Origin of the sequence: Cupriavidus sp. L7L (assembly GCF_004353535.1) — a bacterium.
Taxonomy (GTDB): Bacteria; Pseudomonadota; Gammaproteobacteria; order Burkholderiales; family Burkholderiaceae; genus Cupriavidus; species Cupriavidus oxalaticus_A.
Genome location: NZ_SMNY01000001.1, coordinates 1 through 19,550 on the forward strand (window position 1 = coordinate 1; position 19,550 = coordinate 19,550).

Sequence of the window (19,550 nt, forward strand, 5' to 3'; positions counted from 1 at the left end):
CTTCCGTACGTTGCTCGATGATCTGGCCACGCTCGCGTACAACGTCTGTCACACCCCCCTGAACCCGCAAGCAAAGATCGTCATGATCACGCGGCCGACCCCAGTTCAAGAAAAGGCCTTCCGCCTGCTCAACGTCAGCCCCGTCGCCTGTACCCAGTAATTGACTCGCTCGCGCGCACATAACCGTGAGAAATCAAAGCATTATGCGCGCCGCGTGCCAAAGCTCGGGTTAGCGGGTTTCGCAAAAAAAGCAGGCCGCCGGCCTGCTTTTTTCATGCCCGGCGCATGGCTGAGCGCTGCGCCGTCTTCACGACATGGCGGCGGTGCCCGCGCCGCCGCTTCCACCAGATCAGCACGCCGGTCAGGGCAAAGGCCAGCGGCGCCAGCCCGAACAGCGTGATGAAGATCCGCCCCGGCAGGCCGAACGCCTCGCCGGTATGCAGCGGGAACAGCCAGTTCAGCAGCGTGTCGCCGGCGGGCGCGTCGTGCGGGTCCTTCGCGCCCAGCCGCGTCCCGGTCCAGGCGTCGAGCCAGAGCCGGGTCGCGCCGCTGTCCTTGCGCACCTCGTCCGGCTGGCGCAGCCGCACTTCGAAGGCATCGCCCGGCTTGCGCGGGAAGCTGATGCGGGTGATGCGCGCGTCGGGATACTGGGACTGCGCCGCCGCCATGATCTGGCCTGCGTCAAGCGGGCGGGCATCGGGCGCATGCGGGGCCGAGACATGCTTGGCCGGCGGTGTCACCGTCATCACCCCCGCCACGATCGGCGTCACCCATTTCGGCAGGTTCAGGTACCAGCCCGAAAAGGCAAGGATGGCCAGCACCGGCGCCGCCAGGATGCCGCCGGCCCGGTGCAGCGAATAGTTGAAGCGCGGCCACGAGCCGCCATGGCTGATCCGGAACGCCTGCGCCCATGCGCGCAGTTTCGTCTTGGGCCACCACACCACCACGCCCACCAGCGTGGTCAGCAGCAACAGCATGCCCGCCACGCCGGTGATGGTCTTGCCGGTCTCGCCGCTGAGCAGGTAACGGTGCAGGTGGAACAGCGTGGGCAGCAGCAGCCGGCGCGAGACGCCGGGCTCGCCCCACACGCGCTCGCCCTTCACCGCCAGCGTCACCGGATCGACCATCACCTGCCGCGAGCGGCCCGGTACCACGCCCTCCGGCCCCTTGACCGGATACCAGGCGATGAAGACGCCTTCGTCGTGGGTCGGCAGCATCAGCAGGTTGGGCCGGCCATACGGCGGCGCGGCCAGGCGCTCGGTCACGGCCTGGACGGCAGCCGGCGTAACGATTCCACTGGCGGGCGCCGACGCAACCAGCAGGTCCGGGTTGAGCCAGGCATCGAGCTCATCGCGCCACGCGATGGCCATGCCGGTCAGGCCCAACAGGACAAAAAGCAGGCCGAGGCTCAGCCCGATATAGAGATGGAGCTTGACGAGGACGACGCGCAGGCGGCCAGTGACCATGGCTTGTGTTGTGTATTTGAGACGCTGCAGCGTGCTCGATATGACCCGAAAGCCATATCGCGACGGAATGCAAATGCGAAAGATTCGCGATTCTAACAGGGAGAAGTTGCGCGGAGACGGCACAATCCGCGCAATGGCGGATCCGCAACGACTGCTCAGCGTTGCAGCGGCGCGAACATTGTCCCCAGGTCGAGGTGCGCCGCCAGGGTGTCGGCAAGCCGCTCGATCGACGCTTCGCGCAGCGCATCGAGGTCCACTGCCTGCGCGCCATCCAGTCCTGCCCAGTGCAGCAGCGCCTGGCAGCCGGCCGGATCGTCGAACAGGCCATGGACATAGGTCGCCATGACCTGGCCATCGGCCGAGCAGGCGCCGTCGGGGCGCATGGTGCCGTCGCCGCGGTCGAGCCACAGCGCGGGCCGCTCCAGCCCGGCGCCGGTGGTAACGCCCAGATGGATCTCGTAGCCCCGCACTGGCGCGTCCGCATCCGCCAACCGGCCGCTGACCTGGCGCAGCTGCTTCTCGGCGGCGAGCGTGGTCTCGTAGTCGAGCCAGCCCAGGCCCGCGCTGCTGCCGGCCGGGCCTTCGCGGCCGTCGGGGTCATGCACCTGCCGGCCCAGCATCTGCATGCCGCCGCAGATGCCGACCAGCTTGCCGCCGTAGCGCAGGTGCCGCTGCAGCGCCGCCTCCCAGCCGTTGGCGCGCAGGAACGCCAGGTCGGCACGCACGCTCTTGCTGCCGGGCAGCACCACCAGGTCGGCAGGCGGGACCGGCATGCCGGGCCCGATGAACTGCAGGTCTACCTGCGGATGCGCGCGCAGCGCGTCGAAGTCGGTATGGTTGGCGATGCGCGGCAGCACCGGCACGATCACGCGCAGCCGCCGCGCCCCGGACCTGGTGGCCTGGGTGCCGATGATGGCGTCCTCCGCATCCAGGTGCAGGCCGTGCAGGTACGGCAGCACGCCGAACACTGGCTTGCCGGTGCGTGCGGTGAGCCAGTCGAGACCCGGCTCGAGCAGGCTGATATCGCCGCGGAAGCGGTTGATGATGAAGCCGGTCACGCGCGCGCGTTCGCTGTCAGACAGGCAATCGAGCGTGCCGACCAGGTGCGCGAACACGCCGCCGCGATCGATATCGGCGACCAGCACCACCGGGCAATCGACCCGCTCGGCGAAGCCCATGTTGGCGATATCGCGCTCGCGCAGGTTGATCTCGGCGGGGCTGCCGGCGCCTTCCACCAGCACCACGTCATAGGCCTGTTCCAGCCGCGCGTGCGAGGCGAGCACCGCCTTCATCGCCTCGGGCTTGTAGGCGTGGTAGGCGCGGGCATCGAGGTCGAGCCGCGCGCGGCCATGGATGATCACCTGCGCGCCGGTGTCGCTGCTGGGCTTGAGCAGCACCGGGTTCATGTCGGTATGGGGCGCCAGCCGCGCGGCCTGCGCCTGCAGCGCCTGCGCGCGGCCGATTTCGCCGCCGTCCGCGGTCACCGCGCTGTTCAGCGCCATGTTCTGCGGCTTGAACGGCGCCACGCGCGTGCCGGCGCGCGCCAGCACGCGGCACAGCCCCGCGACCACGGTGCTCTTGCCGGCATCGGAGGTGGTGCCCTGGACCATCAGCGTGCCGCGCAGGGCACCCGGCGGCAAGGAAAGCGGGGAATCGGTATACATCGGCGGATTATCGCATCGGCCTTCATGCGATGGCGGGATGCGAGGGTCGGATGCGGCGGCTACAATACGCGGATGGAAACCCCGGCCATCGTCCCTGAACCCGCTACCGCCAGTGCGGAGAAGCCGCTTGCGGCCGGCGCATCCGGCGCGCGGCAGCTGACGCTGGTGCTGGGCGGCGCGCGCTCCGGCAAGAGCCACTACGCCGAACAGCTGGCGAGCGACCACGCCGGCATCACCGGCGGGCCGGTCACGTATATCGCCACCGCGCGCCAGGATCCCGCACGGGCCGACCAGGAACTCGAAGTCCGCATCGCGCTGCACCGCGCCCGCCGTCCCGTCGACTGGCGCCTGGTGGAAGAGCCGGTGCGGCTGGCCGATGCGCTCTATGCCAATGCGCGCCACGACGGCTGCATCCTGGTGGACTGCATGACGCTGTGGATGAACAACCTGCTCTTCCCCGACGGCCGCAGCTATCCCGATCATGGCGTGATCACGCCGCCCGATGCCTTCACCGAAGAGATCGAGTCGCTGCTGACCGCGCTGCCCACGCTGCCCGGCCACGTGATACTGGTCTCCAACGAGATCGGCTTCGGCGTGGTGCCGATGGGCGCGATCACCCGCTTCTACGTCGATGAACTGGGACGCCTGAACCAGAAGCTGGCCGCCGCCGCGGACCGCGTGCGGCTGCTGGTGGCGGGCATCCCGGTCCCGGTCAAGGGCGCCGATCCCGCATGCTGATGCAGGCCTGGCCGGCTTGCGTGGCCGCGGCGCTGGCCGGCGTTCTGCTTGACCGGTGGCTGGGCGAGCCGCGCCGCTTCCATCCGCTGGTCGGCTTTGGCCGCCTCGCTTCAGCCCTCGAACGACGCTGCAACGATCCCCAACGCCGCGGCGCGCCATGGCGGCAGCGCCTGGCGGGCCTTGCCTGCTGGTGCGTGCTGGTGCTGGCGCCGGCTGCGCTCGCATGGTGGCTGGTCGATGCGGCGGCACGCTGGCATTCGCTCGCGGCACTGGTGCTGCATGCCATCGCGCTGTACGCCGCGCTCGGCGCGCGCAGCCTGCACCAGCATATCGCCCCGATTGCCGGCGCCCTCGCTGCGTCCGACCTGCCAGCCGCACGGACGCTCACCGCACGCATCGTCTCGCGCGATACCGCCGATGCCGATGCCGAAGCGCTGGCGCGCGCCGCCTGCGAATCGGCGCTGGAGAACGGCAACGACGCGGTCTTCGGCGCGCTGTTCTGGTTCCTGCTCGGCGGCGCGCCCGCGGTGATCGTGTTCCGGCTGGCCAATACCCTCGATGCGATGTGGGGCTACCGCACGCCGCGGCTGCAATATTTCGGCTGGGCGGCGGCGCGCCTCGACGATGCGCTCAACCTGCTTCCCGCGCGGCTGACCGCGCTGTCGTACGCGCTGCTGGGCGCCACCACCCAGGCGCTGCGCTGCTGGCGCACGCAGGCGCCGGCATGGTCCAGCCCCAATGCCGGACCGGTGATGGCGGCGGGCGCCGGCGCGGTCGGCGTGCAGCTTGGCGGACCGGCGCGCTATCACGGCGAGCTGGAACAACGTCCGCCGCTGGGTGCAGGCAGCGCACCGCAGGCCGAGCACGTGATGGCGTGCCTGCGGCTGGTGCAACGTACCTTGTGGCTGTGGCTGGCGCTTGCGGGCGCCAGCGCGCTGGCCGTTCTTGCCGTGTCCGCACCGACGTGAGCCCTGCCCTTCCCCCGATCCGCCATGGCGGCAACCTGCTGGCCGCGGTACGCCGCTACGGCCGTGCCGAAGCCGACTGGCTCGACTTGTCCACCGGCATCCATCCCGACGGCTACCCCGTGCCGGCGCTGCCCGCTTCCGCGTGGCAGCGGCTGCCGCAGGACGGGGATGGGCTTGCCGAGCTGGCGGCACACGCCTTCGGCGCGCCGCAGGCGTTGCCGGTGGCCGGCTCGCAGGCCGCGATCCGCACGCTGCCAGGCCTGCTGCGGCCGAGGCGCGTCGGCATTGCCGCGCTCGGCTACAGCGAGTACGCGCCCGCGTTCGCCGCAGCCGGACATACAGTGGTGCTGCTGGACGAAGCGGACTTCACTCGCGCGGACCTTGCCGATACGCTCGACCATCTGGTCGTCGTCAATCCCAACAACCCCACCGCCCGGCTGCTGCCAGCGGCAATGCTGCTCCATTGGCATGCCGCGCTGGCACGTCGCGGCGGCACGCTGCTGGTCGATGAAGCCTTCATCGATTGCCTGCCCGCGGCATCGGTCGCCGCCCACAGCGGCACTGAAGGATTGGTAGTGCTGCGCTCGGTCGGCAAGTTCTACGGTCTCGCCGGTATCCGCTGCGGCTTCGTGCTGGCGCACCGGCCGTTGCTCGATGCGCTTCATGAGCGGCTGGGCCACTGGACCGTCTCGGGGCCGGCGCGCGCCGTCGCCCGGCATGCGCTGGCGGACCGCCAGTGGCAGGAAGCCAACCGTGCGCAACTGGGCCTGTCCGGCGCGCGGCTCGGCACGCTGCTGGCGCGCCACGGGCTGACCGCTGTCGTGCACCCGTTGTTTTGCTGGGTACCGCATGCCGAGGCGCTGGCGCTGCACGAAGCGCTGGCGCGCCATGGCGTCTGGACCCGATATTTCGACGCCGCAGGCGGCTGCCTGCCGAGCCTGCGCCTGGGCCTGCCGCCCGACCGGCCGGCCTGCTGGCAGCGGCTCGATGCCGCGCTGGCCGCGGTGACCGCCTGAAACCTCGCCATGTACGCATTGAAATTCGCCATTGCCCCGATGCTGGCCGCCACCGCCCTGCTTGCCGCACCCGCGGCGCAGGCCGCCGTATCGGTGGTCGACGATGCCGGCCAGACCATCACGCTGGCGCAGCCGGCACGCCGCGTGATCTCGCTGGCGCCGCACGTGACCGAGATGATCTTTGCCGCCGGCGGCGGCGACCGCATCGTCGGCACGGTCCACTACAGCGACTACCCGCCACAGGCGCGCGACATCCCGCGCGTGGGCGACAACAAGGCGCTGGACCTGGAGCGCATCGCCGCGCTCAAGCCGGACCTGATCGTGGTCTGGCGCCATGGCAATGCTCAGAAGCAGACCGACCGCCTGCGCGCCCTGGGCCTGCCGCTGTTCTACAGCGAGCCGCGCAAGCTGGCATCGATCCCGGAAAACGTGGAGAAGCTGGGCACCCTGCTGGGCACGGAAGCCACCGCGCGGCGCGCCGCCGACAGCTTCCGCCAGCAGGTGGAGACGCTGCGCAAGACCTACGCGGCACGGCCGCCGGTGACCGTGTTCTACCAGGTCTGGCAGCAGCCGCTGATGACGCTCAACGGCCAGCACCTGGTCAGCGACATGCTGGCGCTGTGCGGCGGGCGCAACCTGTTCGGGGCCGAGACGCCACTGGTGCCGACGGTATCGGTCGAGGCGGTGGTGGCGGGCAATCCGGAAGCAATGCTGACCGCGGGCATGGGTGCCACGCGCTCGGACCAGCCGCTGCCCGACTACGCGATGTGGCAGCGCTGGAAGCAAATCACCGCGGTGGCGCGCAACAACCTGTTCGTGATCGACGGCGACCTGGTCAACCGCGCCGGTCCGCGCGTGGTGCAAGGCATCGAGCAGATCTGCAAGGACCTCGACGTGGCGCGCAGCCGGCGCCCGGCGCGCTGATCAGCCACCGCGGTTTTAAGTCCGGTTCCACCATTCGAGCCGCGCCCCATCCGCACCCAGCCGGAAGCGGCAGCTCGCGCCGAAGCCCAGCGCCCAGTTGACCGTCACCGCCAGCGGCACGCCGAGCCAGTGCGCGGCCAGCATGCGCATCGGCCCGGCATGGCCGACCACCCATACGCAGCAATCGTCCCGCACATCGAGCGCGTCGGCCCAGCCGGCCACGCGCGCCATCGCCTGCGCCGGCGACTCGCCGCCATGCGGGCGCGCATGCAGCAGGTCCGCGGCCCACTGGTCGAGCGCGGCGCGGTCGATCTCGTCCCACGGTACGCCTTCCCAGCTGCCGAAGTCCAGCTCGCGCAACAGCGGTTCGGTGGCAATAGCCGGAATAGCCGGCACGCCGGCCGGCAAGGTCTGCACCAGCGCCTGCGCGGTCCCGAGCGCACGCACCAGCGGGCTGCTGACGATGCGCGCGGGCGCCGGCAGGCCCGCCACGATCTGCGCGGCAACCGGCATCAGTGGCGACACCAGCGGCAGGTCGAGGCAGCCGTAGCAGGTGCCCGCAGCCACCTCGGGCTGCGCATGGCGGATCAGGACCAGGTCCATGCCGATGCCACCAGGTAGATCAGGGTCTCCGCGCACTGCTGGGCCATGCCGAGGCAATCGCCGGTATAGCCGCCGATGCGGCGCACGAAGTAGCGGCCGAGCAGCACGCGCAACACTAGCAGCGCAGCCACGGCGCCCGCAAAGAACGATGGCGATACCAGCCACAGCGGTACCACCCCGCACAACAGCGCGAACCCCAGCCCCGCGCCGGCGAGCCGCTGCGCCACAGGCTTGGCCTTGCCTTCCGGGCGCACGTACTGCAGCGTGGCGAGATAGCTGACCGCCATCGCGCGGCTGGCGGCGTGCGCTGCCACCAGCACCGCCAGCAATACCGCCGCACCGTGCTGCGTGCCGATCGCCACCAGCAGTTGCCACTTGAGCAGCAGCGCCACCACCAGTGCGATGGCGCCGAACGCGCCGATGCGCGAGTCATGCATGATGCGCAGTACGTCTTCGCGCTGCCATGCGCCGCCGAAGGCATCGACGCAGTCCGCCAGGCCGTCCTCATGGAAGGCGCCGGTCAGCAGCAGCGTGGCCGCCATTCCCAGCAGCACCGCCACGCCGACCGGCCACCACTGCAGCGCGCCCCATGTAACCAGCGCACCGGCGCCGCCGACCAGCAGGCCCACCAGCGGGAAATAACGCGCCGCGGCATGCAGGTAATGCGGCTCGAACCCGACCCATCGCGCCAGCCAGCCAGGCAGCGGCACACGCGTGAAATAGCCCAGCGCGGTAAAGAAATAGCGCAGCTCGCCGCCGAAGCCGGCCGGCGCGGGCGCGGGGTCGGACGGCACACTCATGCCGAGGCCGTGCTGACGCCGGCGCCGCTGAAGGTCGCCATCTCGTTGAGGAACGCGACCGCGGACGCGAGCAGCGGCCACGCCAGCGCCGCGCCGGTGCCCTCGCCCAGGCGCAGGTCCAGCGCCAGCAGCGGTTCGGCGCCAAAGTGGTCCAGCAGCGCGCGGTGGCCGCGCTCGTGCGAGCAATGCGTGAACACGCAGTACTGCAGCACGTTGGGGTCGATGCGCTGCGCCACCAGCAGCGCGGCCGTGGCGATAAAGCCATCGACCAGGATCACCATGCGGCTGGCCGCGGCGGCGAGAAAGGCGCCAGCCATCATCGCGATCTCGAAGCCGCCGAACGTCGCCAGCACATCGAGCGGCGCCTGCGCATCAGGGTGCAGCGCGAGGGCGCCTTCCAGCACCTCGCGCTTGCGCGCCAGCCCGGCATCGTCCAGCCCGGTGCCGCGGCCGATGCAGTCCGCCAGCGGCAGCCCGGTCAGCCGCTGCATCAGGCACGCTGCGGCCGAGGTATTGGCAATGCCCATCTCACCGAAGCCGATCACATTGCAGCCCTGCTGGGCATGGCGCAGCACGCGCGCCATGCCGGCCGTCATCGCCGCCGCGGCCTGTTCCGCCGTCATCGCCGGTTCCTGCGCGAAGTTGCGGGTGCCGTCGGCGATGCGGCAGTTGACCAGCCCGGGTGCCGCCGGCAGCGGCACGCGCACGCCGGCGTCGACGATTTCCAGCGCAATACCGTGCTGGCGCGAGAACACATTGATCGCCGCGCCGCCGGCCAGGAAATTCCTGACCATCTGCGCGGTAACCTCGGCCGGATAGGCGCTGACGCCCGCGTCGGCCACGCCGTGATCCGCGGCAAAGACGAGCACCGTCGGCCGCTGCAGCACGGGGCGCTGCGTGCCGAGGATCAGCCCCAGCTGCAGCGCCAGCGACTCGAGCCGGCCGAGCGCGCCGAGCGGCTTGGTCTTGTCGTCGATGGCGGCCTGCAGCACGGGACGCAGTGTGTTGTCGAGAGGAGTGATTTCGGGAAACTGCATGATGCTGTGGCTTTGAGATCTGTATCGAGGACTACATTTCCACGCCGCGCTGCGCCTTGATGCCCTGCTGGAAGGCGTGCTTGACCGGCGTCATGTCGGTGACGGTATCGGCCGCCTCCACCAGCGCCGGCGGCGCGCCGCGGCCGGTAATGACCACGTGCTGCATCGGCGGGCGTGCGCGCAGGTCGGCAATGACCCGATCCACATCAAGATAGTGCAGCTTGAGCGCGATGTTGAGTTCATCGAGCAGCACCAGCCCGACGGCCGGGTCGCGCAGCATGCCGCGGGCCACTTCCCACGCGGCTTCGGCCTTGGCCACGTCGCGCGCGCGGTCCTGGGTGTCCCAGGTATAGCCCTCGCCCATCACGTGAAAAGCACATTCCTCGGGGAAGCGGCGCAGGAACATCTCTTCGCCGGTCGGCTGCGCGCCCTTGATGAACTGGACCACGCCGGCGCGCATGCCGTGTCCGAGCGCGCGCACCACCATGCCGAAGCCGGAGCTGGATTTGCCCTTGCCGTTGCCGGTCGTGATCACGATCACGCCGCGCTCGTCCTGCGCGGCGGCGATCTTGGCGTCGATCACTTCTTTCTTGCGCACCATGCGCGCCTTGTGGCGTGCGTCGCGCTCCGGGTCGTCGGTGGCGGGATTGTGAGAATCGGTCATTTACTCGGGCCTTGCGTAAAGAATCGCGGCGCCTTGGCGCCATCGGGAATCAGTGCAGTATGCACGCCGTCGCTGACGCTGACGATGCGGGTGCGCAGCGCGCGGGAGCAATGTTCGGGAGTGAGTACCTGTGCCGCCGGACCATGCAGCGCGGTGCTGTCCTCGGCCATCAGCAAGGCGTGGGTGGCGTAGCGCAGCGCCAGCGTCAGGTCGTGCAGGATCACCACGATGGCATGGCGACCGGCGCGGGCCAGCGCGGCAAGCTGCTCCAGCACCAGGATCTGGTGGCGCAGGTCGAGGTGCGAGACCGGCTCGTCGAGCAGCAGCAGCGGCGCCTGCTGCGCCAGCGCCGCGGCGAGCGAGGCGCGCTGCCGCTCGCCGCCGGACAGCGTCAGCACGTCGCGGGCCGCCAGTGCCTCGATATCCATGGCGCGGATGGTGTCGTGCACCACACGGTCGTCCTCGCGCCCGGTCCAGCCCCAGCCGGACAGGTGCGGGTGGCGGCCTACGCGCACCGCATCGAGCACCGACATGGAGAACGTATCGTGCACCGCCTGCGGCAGGTAGGCACGCTGGCGTGCCAGCGCCGACGGCGCCACCTGCACGGCAGGCTTGCCGTCGATCTCGACAGTGCCGCCGTCCACGTGGCGCAGGCCCGCCAACGCGGTCATCAGCGTGGACTTGCCGGCGCCGTTGGGCCCGGCGATGCACCACAGCTGGCCGGGGCCGATGTCCAGCGTCAGGTCATCGACCAGCACGCGCTGGCCGGTGCGCAGCCGCACGTCGCGCAGCGCCAGCACCGGGCAGGCGGCTAGCGGCAGCGACCAGTCGGCGCTCGCGTTCATCGCGGCCTCCGCAGCAGCAGGTAGAGAAAGGTCGGCACACCCAGCAGCGCGGTGATCACCCCGACCGGCAGCTGCGCCGGTGCGATCACGGTGCGCGCGACCAGGTCGGCCGCCATTAGCAGCGCACCGCCCAGCAGCACCGCCGCCGGCAGCAGCAGGCGCTGGTCGTTGCCCCATGCGAGCCGCACCAGGTGCGGCACGACCAGGCCGATAAAGCCGATCGAACCGGCCGTGGTAATGGCCACGGCAATGGACACGGAAGCCAGCAGGAAGGTCAGCAGCCGCACCCGGCCCACGCGCACGCCCAGCGACTGCGCCACGGTCTCGCCCAGCAGCATCACGTTGAGCGCGCGCGCCATCGGCATGGCCAGCAGCAGCGCGACGATCATCGTCGCCAGCGCGCCGCCGTAGCTGGCGGTGCCGCCCAGGTCGCCGGTCAGCCAGAACAGCATGCCGCGCAGCCGCGATTCCGGCGCCACGGCAAGGATCAGCGTGATCACCGCGCCCCACCCCGCGGCCATGATCACGCCAGTCAGCAGCAGGCGCGCGCCGGCCTCGCGATGGCCGCCCTGCACCTGCGGGTGCAGCAGGTCGCGCCGTGCCAGCGTTGCCACCAGCAGCATCGAGCCCAGCGCGCCGACGGCGGCGGCCGTCTGCACGCCCCACCACGGCGACAGCACCAGCATCGCCAGCAAGGCGCCGACCGACGCGCCGCCGGAGACGCCCAGCACATAGGGCTCGGCCAGCGGGTTGCGCAGCAGCACCTGCATCAGCGCGCCGGACAGCGCCAGCAGGCCGCCGCAGGCAAAGGCCGCGGCCGCGCGCGGCAGGCGCAGCTCGCGCACGATGGCGCCCGCGGTACCAGTGTCGGCACCGCTGAGCGCCTGCCACAGCTCGCGCGCATCGAGCGATACGCTGCCCAGCGCGAGCGAGGCCGCGAAGACTGCGGCTGACGCAACGGCAAGCGCCAGCCACACCGCCAGGGCGTGCCGGAACTCAGACATGGCGCGCCCGTGCGCTCATCGCTGGCGCCAGCCCAGCGTGATGAAGCCCGCACGCCCCTGCGTGTTGTAGGGGTAAGCGAGCTGGTAGTCCTTGTCGAACAGGTTTTCGACGCGGGCGGCAACGAACCATTGCTTGTCGATGTTGTAGCGGGCGTTGAGGTTGACGATACCGTATCCGCCCAGGCGGCGCGAACCGGCGTCCATGCGCGACGACGATACCAGCCATTCGCCGCCGAAGCGCCAGTTGCCGAAGTTGCGGCCCACGTCCAGCGCGGCGTGGCGTCGCGCGCGGCGCAGCAGCTGGGTGTCGTTCTGCTCGTCGACCGGGTTCTGGAAGGTCACGCTGGCGCCAACGTCGGTGCCGTACACGGTGGCGCGCCACGACGCCTCGATGCCCTGCACCTTGGCCTTGTTGACGTTCTCCGCCAGGAACATGCCGTTGGGCTGCAGCGCCGACACGATCAGGTCGTCGTAACGGGTCTCGAACGCGGTCACGCGCAGCAGGCCCGCCGTGGCGGTGGTGTATTGCACGCCCGCCTCGACCGACTTGGCGCGCTCCGGCTGCAGGTTGGGCTGGCCGAAGTTGGGGAAGTACAGCTCGTTGAAGGTCGGCGCGCGGAAGGCGTTGCTGACGCTGGCGATCAGCTTGAACGCATCGGTCACGTTATAGCCGTAGCCGGCGAAGAAGCTGCCCTGGTTGCCGAAGTCGGAATAATGGTCGTTGCGCGCGTTGAGCTGCAGCTGGTGCTTGCCGATGCGCCCGTCGTAGCCGCCGAACACCGAGAACACGTTGCGCGTGGGCGCGCCGTAGGCGCTCGAGACCAGTTCCTGCTGCAGGTAGTCGGTGCCGAACAGCAGCGTGTGGTTGGCGGCGACCGCGTACTCGTTCTGCCAGTTGAACTGGCGGTTGCGGGTATTGAAGGTGCCGTTGGGACGCCCGTTCAGGAAGGTGTCGCTGTTGTCCGCGCTCTGCGACAGCTTGAAGTGCGTGGTCCAGTCGGCGCCGAGCTTGCCGTTGACGAAGGCCGACAGCGTGTACAGCTCGCTGTTGGTGCGGTTGTCGTCGGTCGGGCGGCCGAAGGCGCTGTCGAACGACAGCTTGCTCTTCGAGTAGTAGCCGCTGAAGCCCGCATCCCAGTCGGGCGTGAAGCGGTGCTTCACCTGGCCCGACACGCTCTGGTTCTCGTAGGGGTTGTCGTTGGGGTTGGCGCGCGGCGCCTGTTGCGTATTGATCGACGAGAAGCCATCGGTCTTGAACGCCGATCCGGTCAGGTTGAACGAGGTATCGCCCACCTGCCCGCCGTAGCCGACCGTGCCCTGGCGCGTGTTGTTGCTGCCGTACTCCACCGACGCATTGGCCGCCGGGGCCTGGCCCGCACCGCTCTTGGTAAAGATCTGCACCACGCCGCCGATCGCGTCCGAGCCGTACAGCGCCGACACGTTGCCGCGTACCACCTCGATCCGGTCGATCTGGTCGGGCAGGATATTGGCCAGCTGCGCGGTGCCGCTGCTGGCCGACGACACGCGCACGCCATCGATCAGGATCAGCGTCTGGTTGGAGTTGGCGCCGCGCATGAACAGCGAGGTGTTGGTGCCCATGCCGCCATTGGCGGTGAGCTCCACGCCGGCCTGGTTGCGCAGCAGCGTGCGCAGGTCGGGCGCCTGCGAGTTGACGATATCTTGCTGCGTCACCACCGTCGTGTGCGGCAGTGCCTCGGTAATGGATTGCGCGGTGCGGGTGGAGGTCACCACCACCGGGGCCAGTTGCTGGGCGGTGCCGCTGTCGGCGGCTTGCGCGAACGAGGTGGCCGGGACCAGGGTGAACGAGGCAATGGCTGCCGCAATCGCAGACGAGGTTGCGGGCACGAGCGGACGCACCGCCGGGGCTGCTGCCGGGCGGGTCGACCTGTGGAGCGATGAACGCATGATGCAGGACTAGGTAGGAACGGCCGGGCCCGTTCCCCCGCGGACCATATGGCGATGAGGCGTGCCGCGCACGGGCGGCAGCCCGCGTTCAGGCCGGTATCCGGGCTGGCGACTCGGAACCGGCGCCTTCCCGAACCCGAGGTTCAGTGGCGTGCGGCCGGTCCTGCGTGGACATGTGGCCGGGATCGGATCCCGGTCGTTGCCGGCGGCCCTTCCGGCAGCTGGCTGCGGAAGTGGCTGGCGCTGGCGGATGCGCACGCGGTCGCTTACCGTTGCGGGGGCAGCACAGGTTGGCCCGTCCGGCGCGCGGCCGGTAAGGCTCCCTGTTTCCCGTTGAACTGCCCTTTCGCCAGGGACGAAAAGGGCGAGCACCTGGAACGTGCGCGAGTGTAGGGAGTTTCGCTACCCGAGTCAACGCGGCGCCCGTAGTGTTTTGTCACAACTCTGCCGTGGTTTTGGGTGCAGAAGGCTGCAACTTCCATGCAGGTACCCGGTCACAAACGCTTTCCTTCGCATTGTGCGCGGCGGCGCATCGGCTAGAATCGCGTTACCTGACCTTTATCCCATCATGACAGGCCCTATGCTCAACGAACTCGAACAACTGGCCGCGAAGATCGGGCGCGTGCTGCACCATGCGGACACCCTGGCGGCGGAAAACCAGCGGCTGCGCGACGAGATCGCCCGGCTGGAGGGTGAAGCCGCGCAGTTGCGCAGCGAGCGCGAGGCCATGGCAGCCGACCGCGAGTTGCTCAACATCAAGATCGAGGAAGCGCAGCTGCGCATCCAGTCCATCCTTGACAAGCTGCCGACCGCCAGCGACACGCGCCAGCTCGACCTGCTGGGCGAGGGCGCCGCGGCAGAGCCGCACAAGGCCTCCGGAGAACACGCATGAGCAACAAGCAAGTCGAAGTCAATATCGCCGGCCAGCCGTACCGCTTTGCCATCGCGCCCGAGAACGAGGCCGCGCTGCTCGAGGCCGTGGCACTGGTCGACACGCAGATGAACAAGCTGCGCAACGGCGTTGCCGCCAAGGGCGTCGAGCGCGTGGCGGTGATGGCCGCGATTTCGATCGCGTCCGATCTGCTGGCCCTGCAGCGCAAGCAGCAGGCCGAAGGCACGATCCCGGTCGAGGCCATCCACGCGCGCATCCGCGAACTGAACGAACGCGCCGACGAAGCGTTGCGGCAATACGCGCACGTGGGTACCGGCACGCGGGGCTGAACGGGCCGGTTGAAACCCAGCCGGGCAGCCTTATATACCGTGAAAATGGAGGGATGTGCAGCGGATGCCGCGCTGTCGCGCAAAATGTAACGATACGCGCGTGTGGACTTGGTAAGGCCTGCGACGCGGTGTATAGTGTAGCCAGACTGCACGAGGCACCACAAAAGTGCAGCTGACTGGCCAGGTTATCGCGCCCGGCCGCCGTTTTCATCCCATCCTAGTTAGAAACGGCAAACGTCTGACATCCCGCAGGCAGGTCACCTACCCGGCCGGTCGAAGCGGTTGTAGCGTCAGACGTTTGACAGTTTCCCTGCCTGGTTCGTGAGGGTCATAAACTCCTTGAACCGATATGCATTGCATGGTGCGGGATCATGTCGCGTGGGCGAGCGCGTCGTCGCATTCATAGTCCGGGCCTGGCTTGGACTCCCTGAGTGGATGATGTACCCGAAATGCGACTTCCGCAGCCACTCTGAACCTCACTTGGGTTCAGGATGCCGACCCAGCGGCCGAGGCGGGGACCCCCTAAAAAGGCGGTGGTTTTCTGAACCATCGCCTTTTTTCTTTGCGCACGCGCGTGGCCCTGCCCGCGCACTCCGACCCCTTCATCCTCGAACCGCGCCGTGAGCCCGAACCCGACCAAACGCGCCCGCCAGTACTGGCTGATGAAATCGGAACCGGACGAGGCCAGCATTGACGACCTCGCCCGCGAGGGGACGCTGCCGTGGACCGGCGTGCGCAACTACCAGGCGCGCAACTTCATGCGCGACACCATGCAGATCGGCGACGGCGTGCTGTTCTACCACTCGTCGTGTCCCGAGCCCGGCATTGCCGGCCTGGCCGAGGTCTGCTCCACGCCCTACCCCGACCCGACCCAGTTCGATGCCAAGAGCCCGTACTACGACGCCGCGTCGACGCCCGATACGCCGCGCTGGCTGCTGGTCGACGTGCGCTTCGAGCGCAAGAGCGAGCTGATTTCGCTGGCCGCGCTGCGCGAGCATGAAGAACTGGCCGACATGGTGGTGCTGCGCCGTGGCAACCGGCTCTCGATCACGCCGGTCACGCCGGCGGAATGGCGCTTCATTACCGGCAAGCTGATGCGCTGACACCGGCGCGCTGACCCATGCAGCTTGCTACCCTGCCGGTGCTGGTCCCTGCGCTGCTGGCCCTTGGCGCCTTTACCGGCTTCTGCGCCGGGCTGCTCGGCGTCGGCGGCGGCATGATGATGGTGCCGTTCCTGACGCTGCTGTTCAGCGCGCTGGGCTTTCCCACGGAAGCCATTGTCCATATGGCGATCGCCACCTCGATGGGCACCATCCTGTTCACGTCGCTGTCGTCGGTGCGCGCGCACCACAAGCGCGGCGCGGTGCGCTGGCCGGTGGTGCTGGCGCTGGCACCGGGCATCGTGCTCGGCGGCATGATCGGGGGCGGCAAGGTCTTTGCCGCGCTCAAGACCAGCTGGCTGTCGCTTGCCTTTGCCGTGTTTGTGGGGTTTTCCGCGCTGCAGATGCTGCGCAGCCGCCGACCCGCCCCGAGCCGGCAACTGCCGGGCGCGGCGGGCATGCTGGGCACGGGCGGCGTGATCGGGTTCCTGTCGAGCCTGGTCGGCGCGGGCGGCGCCTTTGTCTCGGTACCGTTCATGACCTGGTGCAACGTGCCGATCCACAACGCGGTGGCGACGTCGGCCGCACTGGGCTTCCCGATCGCTGCCGCCAGCGTGGCGGGCTATGTCTGGAGCGGCTGGCAGATGCGGGGACTGCCGCCGGGATCGATCGGCTACATCTACCTGCCGGCGATGCTCGTCATTGTCGCGGCCAGCATGCTGACCGCGCCGCTGGGGGCGCGCACCGCGCACCGGATGGATGTCGGGCAGCTGCGCAAGGCCTTTGCGGTGCTGCTGCTGTGCCTGGCGTCCTACATGCTGTGGAAGGCCTGGCAGGCGTTCTGACGGCACCGGGTCCGCTACATTCGTTTGCAATCTCGCGGAACGTTTCAGGCGCAGCTTCCGTCTGATAGCCACTATATTTTGTTTGGAACCTGCTTGCGATCGTCCATACGTTCTCATGCCGCCTGTACGGCATGCGCACGTACAAAAAAGCAGATCAAGGAAGACTATCCGGGTAACAAGGAACCAAAGGAAGTTCTGGAATGACAACCGTCACTCGCACTCTCTCTGCGACGTCGTCTTGCGTGTCTGCGCTTCGCGAAGCAGATTCTGCTCGCGCGCACCTCCGGCGCAACTGAGCGTCAAGCGGCTTCAGTTGGGCGGCGCAAGCCGCGTCAACGAAGTGCGGATAAATCCAATGCTCAACTTTGAGCAGATTTTATGGAACAGAACAAGATGAAACAATGGCTTGCCGCCACCCTGCTGGGCACCACCGCCATCGTCGCTTCGGCGCATGGCGGGCCGGCCGAGACGCCGTCCGGCGTGCTGTCGCTGTCAGCACAGGCAATGAGCGAAGTGCCGACCGACATCGTGCACCTGACGCTGGCCGCCGAACAGGAAGGCGCGGAGCCCACGGCGATCTCGACGGCGCTGTCCACGCGCACCCAGGCCGTGCTGGCCCAGGCAAAGCGCACGCAGGGCGTGACCGCGGAATCGGGCGGCTTCACCATCCACCCGAGCACCGACCGCAACGGCCGCATCAGCACGTGGCGCGGGCGCTCCGAGGTCATCCTGAAGTCGCGCGATTTCCCGGCGGTATCGAAGCTGGCAGGCGAGCTGGCCAGCCAGATGCAGGTGCAGAACATCGCCTTCTCGCTGTCGCGCGAAGCGCGCGAAGCGGCCGAGGCCAGGCTGGCCGAACAGGCGGTGGCAACGTTCCGCAACAAGGCGCAGTCGAGCACCAAGCTGTTCGGCTACAACAGCTACACCATCCGGGAAGTCAACGTGAGCGAAAGCGGCGTGGTGCCGCCGATGCCGCGCATGTATGGCGCAGCCAAGGCGATGATGGCCGATGCCGCGGTGCCGGTGCCGGTGGAAGGCGGCAAGACGCAGGTGACGGTATCGGTGAACGGGTCGGTGCAGATGCTGAAGTAAGCCGGTGAGCCACCGCTTGCATGCTGCCTCTCCCGCAAGCGGGAGAGGCAGCATGCCCTGGAACGTCAGAGCGTTGCAAACTGCTGCCGCAACACGTTCTTCTGCACCTTCCCCATCGTATTGCGCGGCAGTTCGTCCACCACGTGCACGCGCTTGGGCACCTTGAAATTGGCGATGCGTCCCTTCAGCGTGCCGATCATCGCCGACTCATCGATCTCCGCGCCCGGCTTCGTCACCACCACCGCCACCACTGCCTCGCCGAAGTCCGAGTGCGGCACGCCGATCACCGCGCTCTCGGCCACGCCCGGCATCTCGTCGATAAAGCTTTCGATTTCCTTCGGGTAGACGTTGTAGCCGCCCGAGATGATCAGGTCCTTGCTGCGGCCGACAATGGTCAGGTAGCTGTCCGGCACCTGGCGCTCGCCCGCCTGGCTGACAATGGCGCCACCAAAGCGGCCGACGTCGCCGGTCTTGAACCAGCCGTCCCCGGTGAACTCTTCCCTGGTCTTCTCCGGCATGCGCCAGTAGCCATGGAATACGTTCGGGCCCTTGACCTCGACATTGCCGATCTCGCCCGGCCCGCAAGGATTGCCATCGCCATCGACCACGCGCACCGACACGCCCGGCAGCGGCATCCCGACGGTGCCGCCGATGCGTTCGCCCAGCGCGGAGTCATACGGGTTGGACACCAGCATCACCGTCTCGCTCATGCCGTAGCGCTCCAGGATGGTATGGCCGGTGCGCTCGCGGAAGGCGTCGAAGGTTTCCAGCAGCAGCGGCGCCGACCCCGACACGAACAGCCGCATGCGGCGGCAGGTGTCGTCGTCAAAGCGCGGCTCCTGCAGCATGCGCACGTAGTAGGTCGGCACGCCCATCATCACGGTCGAGCGCGGCAGGAATTTCAGCACCTGCGCCATGTCGAGCCGGGGCGCCCAGATCATCTTGGCGCCGGCCAGCAGCGCGCCGTGCGAGGCCACGAACAGGCCGTGCACGTGGAAGATCGGCAGCATGTGCAGCAGCACGTCGTCGCTGCGCCAGCCCCAGTATTCGTGCAGCGTCTGCGCGTTGGACGCGAGGTTGCGGTGCGTCAGCATCGCGCCCTTGCTGCGGCCGGTGGTGCCCGAGGTGTAGAGGATGGCGGCGAGGTCGTCGTCCGCGCGCGCGACGGTGGCAAAGGTGTCGTCCTTGCCGGCCGCACGTGCCAGCAGCGAGCCGCTGCGGTCATCGTCCAGCGTAAAGACGTGGTTGACGCCGTGGCGGAAAGCCACCTTGGACACCCAGGCGAAATTCTTGCTGCTGCACACCACCACCGACGGCTCGGCGTTGCCGACGAAATAGTCGATCTCCGCCTCCTGGTAAGCGGTATTCAGCGGCAGGTAGACGTAGCCCGCGCGCAGCGTGGCCAGGTACAGGAACAGCGCCTCGGGCGACTTCTCGACCTGCACGGCCACGCGCGCGCCTTCGGGCAGGTTCAGCGAGGCCAGCAGGTTGGCCAGCTTGGCGGTGGCGCGGTCGAGGTCGTCCCAGCTGTAGTACAGGCCGTCGTGGGTCTCGATGCAGCAGGCGGTGCGGTCCGCGGGAAAGCGGGTTTCGAACAGGGCGAACAGGTTGGCGTTCATGGTGTGGATCGAACGAAA

General features: G+C 68.7%; 19 protein-coding genes, 1 other RNA gene, 1 pseudogene and 1 riboswitch. Of the genes and pseudogenes, 11 read left to right on the forward strand and 10 right to left on the reverse strand.

Annotated features, from left to right (window positions below; translation table 11 throughout):
• Positions 1–272: 272 nt before the first annotated feature.
• Positions 273–1,466, reverse strand: coding sequence for a PepSY domain-containing protein (locus E1J61_RS00005; protein WP_133092151.1), 1,194 nt, complete (start codon positions 1,464–1,466; stop codon positions 273–275).
• A 155-nt stretch (positions 1,467–1,621) separates the two neighbouring features.
• Entirely contained in the window at positions 1,622–3,130 is a 1,509-nt protein-coding gene (locus tag E1J61_RS00010) for a cobyric acid synthase (protein ID WP_133092152.1), read from the reverse strand.
• 72 nt (positions 3,131–3,202) lie between these two features.
• Between E1J61_RS00010 and cobU the strand changes: the two genes are divergently transcribed.
• The 4 genes from cobU to E1J61_RS00030 are packed head-to-tail and all read left to right on the forward strand — an operon-like array spanning position 3,203 to position 6,776.
• Positions 3,203–3,868: a bifunctional adenosylcobinamide kinase/adenosylcobinamide-phosphate guanylyltransferase gene (gene cobU / locus E1J61_RS00015; RefSeq protein ID WP_133092153.1), complete on the forward strand. Its 666-nt coding sequence runs from the start codon at positions 3,203–3,205 to the stop codon at positions 3,866–3,868.
• Entirely contained in the window at positions 3,862–4,836 is a 975-nt protein-coding gene (gene cbiB, locus E1J61_RS00020; RefSeq protein ID WP_133092154.1) for an adenosylcobinamide-phosphate synthase CbiB, read from the forward strand. The genes cobU and cbiB overlap by 7 nt, the downstream gene beginning before the upstream one ends.
• On the forward strand, positions 4,833–5,852 hold the full coding sequence (gene cobD / locus E1J61_RS00025) for a threonine-phosphate decarboxylase CobD (protein WP_133092155.1): 1,020 nt from the start codon (positions 4,833–4,835) through the stop codon (positions 5,850–5,852). Before cbiB ends, cobD begins: the two co-directional genes overlap by 4 nt.
• Positions 5,853–5,861: 9 nt before the next feature.
• A complete protein-coding gene (locus E1J61_RS00030) occupies positions 5,862–6,776 on the forward strand; it encodes a cobalamin-binding protein (protein ID WP_133092156.1) in 915 nt (304 codons plus the stop codon).
• Positions 6,777–6,791: 15 nt separating this feature from the next.
• Here the strand turns inward: E1J61_RS00030 and E1J61_RS00035 are convergent, their stop codons facing one another.
• From E1J61_RS00035 to E1J61_RS00065, 7 genes are read right to left on the reverse strand one after another with little or no spacing between them, the layout of a single operon-like run.
• On the reverse strand, positions 6,792–7,379 hold the full coding sequence (locus E1J61_RS00035) for a histidine phosphatase family protein (protein WP_133092157.1): 588 nt from the start codon (positions 7,377–7,379) through the stop codon (positions 6,792–6,794).
• Positions 7,364–8,179: an adenosylcobinamide-GDP ribazoletransferase gene (locus E1J61_RS00040; RefSeq protein WP_133092158.1), complete on the reverse strand. Its 816-nt coding sequence runs from the start codon at positions 8,177–8,179 to the stop codon at positions 7,364–7,366. The genes E1J61_RS00035 and E1J61_RS00040 overlap by 16 nt, the downstream gene beginning before the upstream one ends.
• Positions 8,176–9,216, reverse strand: coding sequence for a nicotinate-nucleotide--dimethylbenzimidazole phosphoribosyltransferase (gene cobT, locus E1J61_RS00045; RefSeq protein ID WP_133092159.1), 1,041 nt, complete (start codon positions 9,214–9,216; stop codon positions 8,176–8,178). Before cobT ends, E1J61_RS00040 begins: the two co-directional genes overlap by 4 nt.
• Positions 9,217–9,247: 31 nt before the next feature.
• Positions 9,248–9,880, reverse strand: coding sequence for a cob(I)yrinic acid a,c-diamide adenosyltransferase (gene cobO, locus E1J61_RS00050; protein ID WP_133092160.1), 633 nt, complete (start codon positions 9,878–9,880; stop codon positions 9,248–9,250).
• Complete coding sequence (locus tag E1J61_RS00055; RefSeq protein ID WP_133092161.1) at positions 9,877–10,725, reverse strand: ABC transporter ATP-binding protein; 849 nt, start codon at positions 10,723–10,725, stop codon at positions 9,877–9,879. The genes cobO and E1J61_RS00055 overlap by 4 nt, the downstream gene beginning before the upstream one ends.
• On the reverse strand, positions 10,722–11,729 hold the full coding sequence (locus E1J61_RS00060) for an iron ABC transporter permease (RefSeq protein WP_133092162.1): 1,008 nt from the start codon (positions 11,727–11,729) through the stop codon (positions 10,722–10,724). The genes E1J61_RS00055 and E1J61_RS00060 overlap by 4 nt, the downstream gene beginning before the upstream one ends.
• A gap of 15 nt (positions 11,730–11,744) precedes the next feature.
• Positions 11,745–13,655, reverse strand: a complete 1,911-nt coding sequence (locus E1J61_RS00065; protein ID WP_133092163.1) for a TonB-dependent receptor domain-containing protein — start codon at positions 13,653–13,655, stop codon at positions 11,745–11,747.
• A 73-nt stretch (positions 13,656–13,728) separates the two neighbouring features.
• Positions 13,729–14,046, reverse strand: a riboswitch (cobalamin riboswitch).
• A 189-nt stretch (positions 14,047–14,235) separates the two neighbouring features.
• On the opposite strand from E1J61_RS00065, the gene E1J61_RS00070 reads away from it, so the two are divergent.
• The 7 genes and pseudogenes from E1J61_RS00070 (at position 14,236) to E1J61_RS00100 (ending at position 17,913) form a co-directional block, all read left to right on the forward strand.
• Entirely contained in the window at positions 14,236–14,547 is a 312-nt protein-coding gene (locus E1J61_RS00070) for a hypothetical protein (RefSeq protein ID WP_133092164.1), read from the forward strand.
• Positions 14,544–14,876, forward strand: a complete 333-nt coding sequence (locus E1J61_RS00075; protein WP_133092165.1) for a cell division protein ZapA — start codon at positions 14,544–14,546, stop codon at positions 14,874–14,876. Before E1J61_RS00070 ends, E1J61_RS00075 begins: the two co-directional genes overlap by 4 nt.
• A 304-nt stretch (positions 14,877–15,180) precedes the next feature.
• Positions 15,181–15,398: non-coding RNA, 6S RNA (gene ssrS, locus E1J61_RS00080), on the forward strand.
• Between the two features lie 140 nt (positions 15,399–15,538).
• Positions 15,539–15,979, forward strand: coding sequence for an EVE domain-containing protein (locus E1J61_RS00085; RefSeq protein ID WP_133092377.1), 441 nt, complete (start codon positions 15,539–15,541; stop codon positions 15,977–15,979).
• Positions 15,980–15,996: 17 nt separating this feature from the next.
• Positions 15,997–16,821 (forward strand): sulfite exporter TauE/SafE family protein, encoded by an 825-nt coding sequence (locus E1J61_RS00090; protein WP_133092166.1) that lies wholly within the window; start codon positions 15,997–15,999, stop codon positions 16,819–16,821.
• A gap of 80 nt (positions 16,822–16,901) precedes the next feature.
• Positions 16,902–17,025 (forward strand): annotated as a pseudogene (locus E1J61_RS00095) (IS607 family transposase); the annotation flags it as partial.
• Between the two features lie 189 nt (positions 17,026–17,214).
• The gene (locus E1J61_RS00100) at positions 17,215–17,913 is read left to right on the forward strand and encodes an SIMPL domain-containing protein (protein ID WP_133092378.1); all 699 of its coding nucleotides are present in this window, start codon (positions 17,215–17,217) and stop codon (positions 17,911–17,913) included.
• Positions 17,914–17,978: 65 nt separating this feature from the next.
• Here the strand turns inward: E1J61_RS00100 and E1J61_RS00105 are convergent, their stop codons facing one another.
• Positions 17,979–19,532 (reverse strand): malonyl-CoA synthase, encoded by a 1,554-nt coding sequence (locus tag E1J61_RS00105; RefSeq protein WP_133092167.1) that lies wholly within the window; start codon positions 19,530–19,532, stop codon positions 17,979–17,981.
• Positions 19,533–19,550 lie beyond the last annotated feature (18 nt).

Excerpts from the sequence above, each read along its gene's own strand:
- E1J61_RS00005 (WP_133092151.1), bottom strand. The coding sequence starts at position 1,466 with ATGGTCACTGGCCGCCTGCGCGTCGTCCTCGTCAAGCTCCATCTCTAT.
- E1J61_RS00010 (WP_133092152.1), bottom strand. The coding sequence starts at position 3,130 with ATGTATACCGATTCCCCGCTTTCCTTGCCGCCGGGTGCCCTGCGCGGC.
- cobU (WP_133092153.1), top strand. The coding sequence starts at position 3,203 with ATGGAAACCCCGGCCATCGTCCCTGAACCCGCTACCGCCAGTGCGGAG.
- cbiB (WP_133092154.1), top strand. The coding sequence starts at position 3,862 with ATGCTGATGCAGGCCTGGCCGGCTTGCGTGGCCGCGGCGCTGGCCGGC.
- E1J61_RS00030 (WP_133092156.1), top strand. The coding sequence starts at position 5,862 with ATGTACGCATTGAAATTCGCCATTGCCCCGATGCTGGCCGCCACCGCC.
- E1J61_RS00035 (WP_133092157.1), bottom strand. The coding sequence starts at position 7,379 with ATGGACCTGGTCCTGATCCGCCATGCGCAGCCCGAGGTGGCTGCGGGC.
- E1J61_RS00040 (WP_133092158.1), bottom strand. The coding sequence starts at position 8,179 with ATGAGTGTGCCGTCCGACCCCGCGCCCGCGCCGGCCGGCTTCGGCGGC.
- cobT (WP_133092159.1), bottom strand. The coding sequence starts at position 9,216 with ATGCAGTTTCCCGAAATCACTCCTCTCGACAACACACTGCGTCCCGTG.
- cobO (WP_133092160.1), bottom strand. The coding sequence starts at position 9,880 with ATGACCGATTCTCACAATCCCGCCACCGACGACCCGGAGCGCGACGCA.
- E1J61_RS00055 (WP_133092161.1), bottom strand. The coding sequence starts at position 10,725 with ATGAACGCGAGCGCCGACTGGTCGCTGCCGCTAGCCGCCTGCCCGGTG.
- E1J61_RS00060 (WP_133092162.1), bottom strand. The coding sequence starts at position 11,729 with ATGTCTGAGTTCCGGCACGCCCTGGCGGTGTGGCTGGCGCTTGCCGTT.
- E1J61_RS00065 (WP_133092163.1), bottom strand. The coding sequence starts at position 13,655 with ATGCGTTCATCGCTCCACAGGTCGACCCGCCCGGCAGCAGCCCCGGCG.
- E1J61_RS00070 (WP_133092164.1), top strand. The coding sequence starts at position 14,236 with ATGCTCAACGAACTCGAACAACTGGCCGCGAAGATCGGGCGCGTGCTG.
- E1J61_RS00075 (WP_133092165.1), top strand. The coding sequence starts at position 14,544 with ATGAGCAACAAGCAAGTCGAAGTCAATATCGCCGGCCAGCCGTACCGC.
- E1J61_RS00085 (WP_133092377.1), top strand. The coding sequence starts at position 15,539 with ATGAAATCGGAACCGGACGAGGCCAGCATTGACGACCTCGCCCGCGAG.
- E1J61_RS00090 (WP_133092166.1), top strand. The coding sequence starts at position 15,997 with ATGCAGCTTGCTACCCTGCCGGTGCTGGTCCCTGCGCTGCTGGCCCTT.
- E1J61_RS00100 (WP_133092378.1), top strand. The coding sequence starts at position 17,215 with ATGAAACAATGGCTTGCCGCCACCCTGCTGGGCACCACCGCCATCGTC.
- E1J61_RS00105 (WP_133092167.1), bottom strand. The coding sequence starts at position 19,532 with ATGAACGCCAACCTGTTCGCCCTGTTCGAAACCCGCTTTCCCGCGGAC.